Source organism: Bradyrhizobium sp. WSM2254, from assembly GCF_000472645.1.
Lineage (GTDB): Bacteria > Pseudomonadota > Alphaproteobacteria > Rhizobiales > Xanthobacteraceae > Bradyrhizobium > Bradyrhizobium niftali.
The window spans coordinates 243,865-253,299 of the sequence record NZ_KI421444.1 but is presented as its reverse complement, the minus strand read 5'-3'; the positions used below and the strand labels follow the sequence as shown (position 1 = coordinate 253,299).

At 65.1% G+C, this 9,435-nt stretch carries 9 protein-coding genes and 2 tRNA genes; 5 read left to right on the top strand and 6 right to left on the bottom strand.

From position 1 onward, the window contains the following. Positions 1-1,035 (top strand): chaperonin GroEL (gene groEL, locus A3M7_RS0139010; RefSeq protein ID WP_027548735.1); only part of this gene is annotated, 1,035 nt, incomplete at its 5' end. A 141-nt stretch (positions 1,036-1,176) separates the two neighbouring features. Then, entirely contained in the window at positions 1,177-1,464 is a 288-nt protein-coding gene (locus A3M7_RS0139005) for a GIY-YIG nuclease family protein (protein WP_027548734.1), read from the top strand. Positions 1,465-1,541: 77 nt separating this feature from the next. On the opposite strand, the gene lepB is transcribed toward A3M7_RS0139005, so the two are convergent. The 5 genes from lepB to A3M7_RS0138980 form a co-directional block, all read right to left on the bottom strand. Further along, positions 1,542-2,288 (bottom strand): signal peptidase I, encoded by a 747-nt coding sequence (lepB, locus tag A3M7_RS0139000; RefSeq protein WP_027548733.1) that lies wholly within the window; start codon positions 2,286-2,288, stop codon positions 1,542-1,544. Positions 2,289-2,451: 163 nt separating this feature from the next. Continuing rightward, positions 2,452-3,615, bottom strand: coding sequence for a slipin family protein (locus tag A3M7_RS0138995; RefSeq protein WP_049823963.1), 1,164 nt, complete (start codon positions 3,613-3,615; stop codon positions 2,452-2,454). Between the two features lie 339 nt (positions 3,616-3,954). Further along, positions 3,955-4,020: transfer RNA gene (locus A3M7_RS0138990), tRNA-Asn, on the bottom strand. Between the two features lie 4 nt (positions 4,021-4,024). Continuing rightward, positions 4,025-4,092: transfer RNA gene (locus A3M7_RS0138985), tRNA-Ala, on the bottom strand. 192 nt (positions 4,093-4,284) lie between these two features. Further along, positions 4,285-5,118 (bottom strand): LysR family transcriptional regulator, encoded by an 834-nt coding sequence (locus A3M7_RS0138980; RefSeq protein WP_027548731.1) that lies wholly within the window; start codon positions 5,116-5,118, stop codon positions 4,285-4,287. Between the two features lie 128 nt (positions 5,119-5,246). Between A3M7_RS0138980 and A3M7_RS0138975 the strand changes: the two genes are divergently transcribed. The 3 genes from A3M7_RS0138975 to A3M7_RS0138965 all read left to right on the top strand — a co-directional run bounded on the left by A3M7_RS0138975 (position 5,247) and on the right by A3M7_RS0138965 (position 7,945). Next, positions 5,247-5,840 (top strand): cysteine hydrolase family protein, encoded by a 594-nt coding sequence (locus tag A3M7_RS0138975; RefSeq protein WP_027548730.1) that lies wholly within the window; start codon positions 5,247-5,249, stop codon positions 5,838-5,840. A gap of 12 nt (positions 5,841-5,852) precedes the next feature. Continuing rightward, complete coding sequence (locus A3M7_RS0138970; RefSeq protein WP_027548729.1) at positions 5,853-6,491, top strand: glutathione binding-like protein; 639 nt, start codon at positions 5,853-5,855, stop codon at positions 6,489-6,491. Positions 6,492-6,601: 110 nt separating this feature from the next. Further along, positions 6,602-7,945 carry a caspase family protein gene (locus tag A3M7_RS0138965; protein WP_027548728.1) on the top strand — a complete coding sequence of 448 codons (1,344 nt, stop codon included), beginning with the start codon at positions 6,602-6,604 and terminating at the stop codon, positions 7,943-7,945. A gap of 27 nt (positions 7,946-7,972) precedes the next feature. Here A3M7_RS0138965 and A3M7_RS0138960 read toward each other — a convergent pair whose 3' ends face one another. Next, positions 7,973-9,055 (bottom strand): DUF2778 domain-containing protein, encoded by a 1,083-nt coding sequence (locus A3M7_RS0138960; protein ID WP_027548727.1) that lies wholly within the window; start codon positions 9,053-9,055, stop codon positions 7,973-7,975. Positions 9,056-9,435 lie beyond the last annotated feature (380 nt).

Sequence of the window (9,435 nt, the reverse complement as noted above, 5' to 3'; positions counted from 1 at the left end):
TACTTCGTCACCAACGCCGACAAGATGCGCGTTGAGATGGACGACGCCTACATCCTCATCAACGAGAAGAAGCTCTCCTCGCTGAACGAGCTGCTGCCGCTGCTCGAGGCCGTGGTGCAGACCGGCAAGCCGCTGGTCATCGTCGCCGAGGACGTCGAAGGCGAAGCCCTCGCCACCCTGGTCGTGAACCGCCTCCGTGGCGGCCTGAAGGTCGCGGCCGTCAAGGCTCCGGGCTTCGGCGATCGCCGCAAGGCCATGCTGCAGGACATCGCGATCCTGACCGGCGGCCAAGCGATCTCGGAAGACCTCGGCATCAAGCTCGAGAACGTCACGCTCAACATGCTCGGTCGCGCCAAGAAGGTGATGATCGACAAGGAGAACACCACGATCGTCAACGGCGCCGGCAAGAAGGCCGACATCGAGGCGCGCGTGTCCCAGATCAAGGCGCAGATCGAGGAGACCACCTCGGACTACGACCGTGAGAAGCTCCAGGAGCGTCTCGCCAAGCTCGCTGGCGGCGTCGCGGTGATCCGCGTCGGCGGCGCGACCGAAGTCGAGGTGAAGGAGCGCAAGGATCGCGTTGATGACGCGATGCATGCGACCCGCGCGGCCGTGGAAGAAGGCATCGTCCCGGGCGGCGGCGTCGCCCTGCTCCGTGCCTCCGAGCAGCTCAAGGGCCTGCGCACCAAGAACGACGACCAGAAGACCGGCGTCGAGATCGTGCGCAAGGCGCTGTCGGCTCCCGCTCGCCAGATCGCGATCAACGCCGGTGAAGACGGCTCGGTGATCGTCGGCAAGGTGCTGGAGAACAAGTCGTACGCCTACGGCTTCGACTCCCAGACCGGCGAATACGGCGACCTCGTCAAGAAGGGCATCATCGACCCGACCAAGGTGGTCCGCACCGCGATCCAGAACGCAGCCTCGGTTGCGGCCCTGCTGATCACCACGGAAGCCATGGTCGCCGAGCTGCCCAAGAAGGGCGGCGCCGGCCCCGCGATGCCTCCGGGCGGCGGCATGGGCGGCATGGACTTCTAAGGTCCAACCACCCAAGGACTACGAAACCCCGGCAGCGATGCCGGGGTTTTTGTTTTTGAATGATACACGCAAAAGTGGCAGTCTTGGTCATTCCGGGGCGGCGCGAAGCGCCGAGCCCGGAATCCATTTCACCACTTGCTCATGGCCTATTACGTCTATCTTCTCGCCAGCAAGAAATACGGCACGCTCTATCTCGGCGTGACGAACGACATCGTTCGCCGCATCCATGAACATAAGAGCAAAGTCGTCGCAGGGTTCAGCAAGCGTTACTCCGTCGACACGCTGGTCTGGTTCGAGATCTACGATGATCCCGTCACGGCCATCGAACGCGAGAAAGAACTGAAGAAGTGGCGGAGGGAATGGAAGGTCCGGCTGATTGAGGAGAAGAATCCTCAGTGGATCGACCTGTATCCGCATATTGCGAGCTGAGCTTGCGGATCAATGGATTCCGGGCTCGTCGCTTCGCGCCGCCCCGGAATGACGGCGGGGGCCCGCGGCGCGGCCCCTCACCACACCTTCCCCATCCGCTCGCCTCGCAACCGGCCGTTTTCGTCGAGCGACCAGAAGATCCGCGTCACCCGGCCGACGAGATGGTCCATCGGGACGAAGCCCATCACCGACATCATGCGGCTGTCGGTGGAGTTGTCTCTGTTGTCACCGAGCGCGAAGAAATGGCCCGACGGCACCGTGTAGACGCTGGTGTTGTCGAGGTAGCCGTTGTCGACGCAATCGTAGGTCAGATAGCTCGCGCCGTTCGGCAGCGTCTCGCGCCAGCGCTTGACCTTCGCGCCGGGCTCGAGCCCGCAGGTGGAGGCGCCAGGCACGCTCGCAAGCGCAACGCGGGTCACCGGCCTGTCGTTGAGGATGAGCCGGCCGTCGCGCATCTGGACCCGATCGCCCGGCAGCGCCACCACACGCTTGACGTAGTCCACCGAGGCGTCCTTCGCCGTGCGAAACACGACGACGTCGCCGTAGTCGGGATCGGCGGCAAGAAATCGGCCCGAGATCCAGGACGGCGCATAGGGAAACGAATAGCGGTCGTAGCCGTAGGCCGATTTCGCGGCAAAGACGTAATCGCCCACCAACAGCGTCGGCGCCATCGAATTGGAGGGGATGTTGAACGGCTGGTACAGGAAGAAGCGAAACAGGAACGGCGGCGACCACAGCACCGGAATCAGCAGGATCAGGATGACGATCGCCTTCCATTCCCGCGATTGCGCCGAGGGGCGGATCGTTTGCTCAAGAGTGGTCATGGGCCTGCCCTGATCAAGACCGTGATCGTCATCGCGAGATTACGCAACCGTTGCGGGCGCGCAATCCCCTCGCAGGATTTTGGTCGCGCCGGCCCGCTTGCGCGTTCACCGCAAGCGAGGACAACGGAGATATGAAGGGCCGCCCGTGGGCGGCCCTTCTGCTTCACGCGCTCTCGGGCGCCTTGAGGCGCACGAGCCGGGTCAGGAGGGCATCGAGGCCCTCGCCGTTGCCGGCATGGAGGTCGATGCGGCCGACCTTCTCGACCAGCCGCTCCAGCGACTCCAGCTCCTTGAGCCGCAGCAGCAGGGGGTTCTCCTCCATCAGGCGGGCGGTGTTCAGGAGCGAACGCGTCGCCGCGGTCTCCTCCTGCCGACGGATCAGGTTCGCCTTCGCAACCCGCTCCGCCTCCACCACCTTGTTCACCAGCTCCCGGATCTCGCCGGGCAGGATCACGTCCTTGACGCCGAGGTCGGTCACCTCGACGCCGGACTCAGCGAGGCGTGCACGCACATAGTCGCGCAGCTCCGCATCCAGCGCCGCCTTCGCAGACAGCACCTCGTCCAGCGTCCGGCCCGCAATCGCCTCGCGGATCGCGAACTGCACCAGGCGGTACAGCCACGCATCCACGTCCGGCACGGTCGCAACCGTGCGCTCGGGATCGACGATCCGGCGGAACGCCGTCAGCGTCACCCGCAGCGCGATGCGGTCCTTGGTCAGCATCTCCTGCGCGGTGATCTCGACCGCCTGGGGCCGCAGGTCGAGGCGCTTCACCTCGATCTTGCGGCCGACGGTCCAGAAGGCGTGCCGGCCCGGCGCAAGCCGCTCCACGAGCCGACCCTCGACATAGAGCAGGCCCGCCTCGTGGTTCTCGACCACCGCTTCGATCACGACGGTCGAGCGGTTGCGCTCGATCATGGTCAGGTGGCGCGCGCCGACACGGGGATCAGCGGACACGTCGATGCGCTCGACATCGATGCGGGTCGCGACCTTCCAGTAGACGCGCACCTGCCAGGGCGTCATCAGATGCACGGGCCGGCCGTCGAGGCTGACGATGGCGATCTCGTCCGCCTTGGTCTCGACCGCCTCGAACAGCTCGGCGGCAAGATCGGGCCGCGCGGCCTTCAGCACCGCGTAGCGATCCGCAGGGAATTCGCTGCGGACCACGTCGAGCACCTCGGCCTTCAGCTCGTGCAGGGGATCGAACAGGCGATGCTTGCCGGGCGCGAGCACGCGCACGAGCTGCCCGTTGCGCGTGAGCAACGCACGCTCGCCATCCCTCACCGTCACGTTCAGCATCAGCAAGTGCCAGGTCTTTTCAGAAGTCATGGCACGCCTCCTTCATGTTGCCTCCGGCCAAACGCGGCCGGACAGCTGGTTTCATTTGCAAAGGACGTGAGGACGCGGACGACGCTTCCCGGGAAATCGGCGGGCCGGGGCTTGAGCTTGCATGACGACGGGCGCACGCGCGCGATCGCTCGACGCGTGTCGAGCGGTCATGCGGAGCCACCCGGCATCAGCGCAAGCGGTATCTACCCGCGGCGCAAAGCCGGTCTCACAGTGTCTAGGTTCGGACGGAAAGCCTTTCGGCAAAACGGCCGGACTGCGACTGAAGCGCGCGTCCGGTCCCCTTCAGAGGTATCAGCTTTTCAGGCTGAAACGGAGCGCTGGAGCGGGATTCGAACCCGCGTCACGATGATTAACGGTCATCTGCTCTACCAAACTGAGCTATCCCTTGTGCAGGAGACCGGAATCGAACCGATGCCTTCGGGTGCAACCCGACGCTCTCCATGAGCTACGTCCTGCGGTTTTCTTCGTTCGGCGGAACACGAGACCGGAAACCGGATCGCGCCAGTCGGGATCTCAACGAGCCCGAACCCATGGCCTAGCGAAGGAGCGGGCTAATAGACGAAGCACGTTCGGGGTGCAAGGGGGAAAGCTGAGATTTTTCGCCACGCGCCTTGCGCTGTGACGCGATCGTCACACCGCGACGTGACGTCAACTGCGCGACATCTCCTGGAAACACGCCCTCACCCAGTCGATCGTCACGCGCGTTGCGGCGTCGCGCTTGAGGTGGTTTTGCACGAGCAGCCAGACGTCGCGCCGCTTCGGCAGCAGCGTGGCACGCAGGCGGCGATCGCCGAGCAAGTCCGCGCAACTATACTCCGGCAACACGCCGGCGGCCTGATGCGCGCGGATCAGATTGCGGATGACGCGAACGTTGTCGGTGACGCAGCGCGCGCGAGCTTTCTTCGTGCGCAGAAATTGCATCTCGGGAATGGCACCGAGTTCGTCCGGATAGGCGCACAGCAGCGGCTCGCCCTCGGTCGTAGCAGGCTCGAAATAATAGAGCTTGACGTCGCCGAGCCTGGAGATCGCGAAGTCGCCCTTGTCGGGTTTGCGCAGCCGGATGGCGAGATCGGCCTCCCAGCGCGAGAACTTGACGTTCTCGCTCGAGGTGAGGAATTGCAGCGTCAGGCCGGGATTGGCGCGCAGGAAGTCGCTCGCGCGCGGCGACAGCACCTCCTCGGCGACCGTGTTGGTGGAGGCGATGCGCAGACGTCCCACTGGACCGGCCAGGCTCTCGCCGACGCGACCGATCTCGGCGGCATGTGCGGCCATCGCCTCGACATGCGCCAGCACCGCCTCGCAACTCCGCGTCGGCCTGCGGACGCCGTCGGCGGCCTCGAACAGACGCAAACCGAGCGCACGCTCGATGCGCGACAGCCTGCGCCCGACCGTCGTCTCGTCGATGCGCAGCCGCGCGCTGGCGCCGGCGTAGGTGCCCTCGTCCCTGACGGCAGCGATGATGCGCAGATCGTCCCAGTTCATCGTGCGAGGTTATACCGGCCGGGCGCAGCCTGCAATATTGCAGCCACCCGCTGCAATATCCCTGCATATCGGCAGGCATTCCCGGGGCTATGTTCGCAGCGCCTTTTGCTCCGGAGATTTCCAAAACCATGACGACCGCAAAGACCCTGCTGCAGCTCGCCGGTGCCGATCTCAACCCGCCGCGTCTTGGCGACGCCGCGCTGGTGCTGATCGATATCCAGAACGAATATCTCGCGGGTCCTCTCGCTTTGCCCGACGCGGGACCTGCGATCGCGCGGGCGGCTGCGCTCCTGGCACGGGCACGCGAGAGCGGAGCCGCGATCATCCATATCGCCCATCGCGGCAAGGCCGGCAGCCTGTTCGATCGCGGCGCTGAGCGCGGCGCCATCGTCGCCGAGCTGAGCCCCCGTGCCGGCGAACTGGTGATCGAGAAGGAGTTGCCGAATGCGTTTGCCGGCACTGATTTGCAGGCGCGCCTTGCCGCAACCGACAGGAAGAACATCGTGCTGGCCGGCTTCATGACGCATATGTGCGTCAGCTCCACCGCCCGTGCCGCGCTCGACCTCGGCTTTCGCACGACCATCGACGCCGACGCCTGCGCCACGCGCGACCTGCCCGACGGCCGCGGCGGCACGCTGGACGCCCGGACCATCCACGAGGTGGCACTCGCCGAGCTATCCGACCGCTTCGCGATCATCGCGCGCGGCGATGCGCTGAAATAACGGAGCAACGCGATGCTGCAACTCTATTTCTCGCCGATGGCCTGCTCGCTTGCGAGCCGCATCGCGCTGATGGAAGCCGGCCTCGATGCGCGCTATCATCAGGTGCATCTCTTGACGAAGCAGGTCGTGGACGACGGCAGCGATTTCCGCGGCGCCTCGCCGAAGGGCGCGGTGCCGGTCCTGGTGCTGGAGAACGGCGAACGGCTGACCGAGTGCGCGGCGGTGCTGCAATACATCGCCGATCTGAAGCCGGAGACGGGGCTCGCGCCGCGGTTCGGCGATCCCAATCGCTATCGCCTCCAGGAATGGCTGAGCTTCATCGGCACCGAGATCCACAAGGCGTTCCTGTTTCCGACCTTCTGGTACAAGGACGACGGCTCGCTCGCCAAGCCGCGTGCCCGCATCGCGCAGACATTGTCGGTACCATCAGCGCACCTTGCGGGCCGCGAATTCCTCGTCGGCGACAGCTTCACCGTCGCGGATGCCCACCTCACCTGGGCCTTGCTGCTGCTGCGGCCCGCGGGGGTCGACGTCGCGCAATGGCCGTCCCTGTCGGCCTATCTCGAACGCATGCAGGCGCGGCCCGCCGTGAGGGAGGCGATCGCCACCGAGATGGCGCTGCGCAAGACAGTGGCGGCGAGCACGGCGTGACAGGATGTCACGGACGACCAATCTGACGGTTCCACAGCGAGGGCATTGATGCCCGCGCGGCATGCGTTAATCTGGAGGGATATTTTTCAATATTTCCTTGGAGGGCATTCATGCGTGCTCTTTCCAGATTTTGCCTGGCCGAACTCTGCCTGACTTTTTTCGTATGCTGGCTGTGCCTGGGTTCCGCATCGGCGGAGACGCGGGTGGCGCTGGTGATCGGCAACGGCGCCTATGCCTCTACGGCGCAGCTTCCCAACCCGTCGCACGATGCCGAAGACGTAGCAAACTCGCTCAAGCGCAGCGGTTTCGAGGTGCTTCAGGGCATCGACCTGCGCCAGGCCGACATGCAGGACCTGACCATCCGCTTCGCGCGCGCCGCGAGCCGGGCCGACGTCGCCATGTTCTACTACAGCGGCCATGCGATGCAGTACAACGGCGTGAACTATCTGATGCCCGTCGATGCCGTGCTGACAGATGAAGCCGACCTCAAGCGCTTCGTGCGGGTCGACGACATCGTGAACGATTTGCAGCAGGCCAAGAACCTGCGCATCCTCGTGCTCGATTCCTGCCGCGACAATCCGCTGGCGGAAAGCCTGAAGCGCTCCGCGGGCATGACGCGCGCCGCCTCGATCGGACGCGGGCTGTCGAAGGTCGAAGCGCCGCGCGGCACGATCGTGTCGTTCTCGACGCAATCAGGACAGGTCGCCGCCGACGGCACCGGTCGCAACAGCCCCTACACGACGGCGTTCCTGAAGCACATCGAGGAGCCGCAGGAGATCGGCGACGTCTTTCGCGACATCAGCAGCGACGTCTATGACAGCAGCGGCAAGACCCAGCTGCCGGAGCTGTCGCTCTCGATCATCGGCAAGTTCTACCTGAACGGGCCGGTGTCGGTCACGGTCGCGCCAGCGGCCCCGCAAGCCGCGCCGCGGCCTGATCCCTGCGCGGCCGCAGAGGCCCATTGGAAGGCTGCGGATGGCATCGGCACGCTGGGTGCCTACGAAGACCATCTCGCCCGATTCCCGAATTGCATCTTCGCAACCCTCGCCAGGGCGCGAATTGAAGGCCTCAAACAGAAGACGGCGCTTGCGCCGGCATCCGGCGAGACCAAGACCTTTGACGGCAAGTGGGACGTCACCGTGAACTGCACCTCTTCCGGCAAGGCACAGGGCTACACGAGAGCCCTGTCAGCCACCGTCACGAACGGCGTGTTACACGCCGAAGATCCGGACCAGCGAACGACCAACACGCTTCTGATCGACGGCCAGATACCACCCGACGGAAAGACCACGCTGAGTGCCCGGGGCCTGACAGGCCAGAGCACCTATACGGTCAACAATGCTCCGCCCGGCTCGCCCTATGCGTACACGATCGACGCGCAATTCGAGCGCACCCGCGGCAGCGGCAAGCGCAACGAGCTTCGTCCCTGCGCTTTCACCTTCGTGAAGCGATAGAGCTCCGGAACGGCGCCCGCGAGCGCCTCAATCCACCCGCGCCAGCACCGCGAGCTTGCGGATGCCCTTGTTGCGGTAGGCGTCGAGGAACGCGTAGTAGTCCTTGAACGACACGCAGCCGTTGGAGTCGCCGTTCGGCCCGAGCATGAAGGTGTGCGCGAGCAGGCCGTCGCGGCCGTAGATCGCGCTCTCGCCGCCGATCGGGGTCAGGCGCAGCGCCGGCACGCCGTGGAACAGCGCCTCGCGCGGCTTCAGCGTGTAGATGTGCGGCGGCGTCACGCCGCGCATGCGGACGCGCGAGGAACGGGGATCGTCGAGATTGGAGCCGAGTCCGGAATGCGCCTCGAGCTTGGTGCCGTCGGGCAGATAAACCATCTTGGCGGTGATGTCGTAGACCGCGGTGTCGCGCTCATAGGGCGCCGAACCGCCGAGCATGGGGTTCTGCTCCCTCGGCGCGATCGACGCGGTCACGCTGGCATCGGCCGAGGCATAGGCCAGCAGCCCGCCGGAGGGCTCGCGCTTGCCCCAGAGCTTTTCGACCATCGACTGGCGCGGCCCGGTGATCGACATCACCGCGGCCTTGGCGCGGTCGGCAAAGGATCTTGGCTTCGCTTCGGGCGCCGGCACGATCTCGGCCGGATCGGCCGAAGCCAGTTGCATCTGCGCATCCGGAGCGCGCTTGGCCTTGTCCGCAGTCTTGTCGGCAACCTTGGCCGGGGCGGACGGCTTCAGCGCTTCGGCGACCTTCGCGATCACGCTCGGCTTCGCGGTGTCGGCGACCTTCGTTGCGGGCGCCTGGGCTACGGCACTCGCCGCATTGGATTCCACGCCTTGGGTCGCAGCCGCGGCAAAGCGCTCGTTGAACATCTCGCGCGAGATCGGCGCGGCGACCTGCAGGCGGTCGGGCAGGAGTGCGAAGGCTTCCTTGATGGCGTCGCCCGCCTCGCGCAGCGCGACCTTGGGCGCGCGCTTGATCACGGGCTCGTCGTAGCCGTTGCTGCCGACGGTCGGATAGACGCTGGCGGCGAAGATGTTGCTGTAGACGGTCCAGCCGGCGCCAAGCATGACGCAGCCGATCAAGGCGGCGCCAAGCACGTTTTGGGTGGTCATTTTCCGGGAAGGCTTCCGATGTGGATTCTTGCCAGGATTTTTGGACTTCCGTGCCGCGTTACTTTGCGCAGCGATACTCGTACTCATTCGCCTTGCGTCCAGGACGGTGTCACTCAGTCCCCCTTCGAAGTGCCGCTGGTCACGATCCGGGAACAGCATCTCGCAGGCGGTCGGAGCGTCATTAAGGCGACTTTTAGTTAAATGCAGATTAAGTTCGGGCAGATATGAGGCACCGCGTTAGCGCTGTCCCATTTCGAGAAAAAAGTCCGCAGAACTACGGACTTAGCCGCGTCTGTTAACTATAATTCTCGGCCTGATCGGTGCGCTCAGCGGACGTCTTAGACGGCCTCTCTAGGCGCATCCAACCAAGTCATTTTCGT

Excerpts from the sequence above, each read along its gene's own strand:
- A3M7_RS0138995 (WP_049823963.1), bottom strand. The coding sequence starts at position 3,615 with ATGACTTCTGAAAAGACCTGGCACTTGCTGATGCTGAACGTGACGGTG.
- A3M7_RS0139005 (WP_027548734.1), top strand. The coding sequence starts at position 1,177 with ATGGCCTATTACGTCTATCTTCTCGCCAGCAAGAAATACGGCACGCTC.
- A3M7_RS0138970 (WP_027548729.1), top strand. The coding sequence starts at position 5,853 with ATGCTGCAACTCTATTTCTCGCCGATGGCCTGCTCGCTTGCGAGCCGC.
- lepB (WP_027548733.1), bottom strand. The coding sequence starts at position 2,288 with ATGACCACTCTTGAGCAAACGATCCGCCCCTCGGCGCAATCGCGGGAA.
- A3M7_RS0138960 (WP_027548727.1), bottom strand. The coding sequence starts at position 9,055 with ATGACCACCCAAAACGTGCTTGGCGCCGCCTTGATCGGCTGCGTCATG.
- A3M7_RS0138965 (WP_027548728.1), top strand. The coding sequence starts at position 6,602 with ATGCGTGCTCTTTCCAGATTTTGCCTGGCCGAACTCTGCCTGACTTTT.
- A3M7_RS0138975 (WP_027548730.1), top strand. The coding sequence starts at position 5,247 with ATGACGACCGCAAAGACCCTGCTGCAGCTCGCCGGTGCCGATCTCAAC.
- A3M7_RS0138980 (WP_027548731.1), bottom strand. The coding sequence starts at position 5,118 with ATGAACTGGGACGATCTGCGCATCATCGCTGCCGTCAGGGACGAGGGC.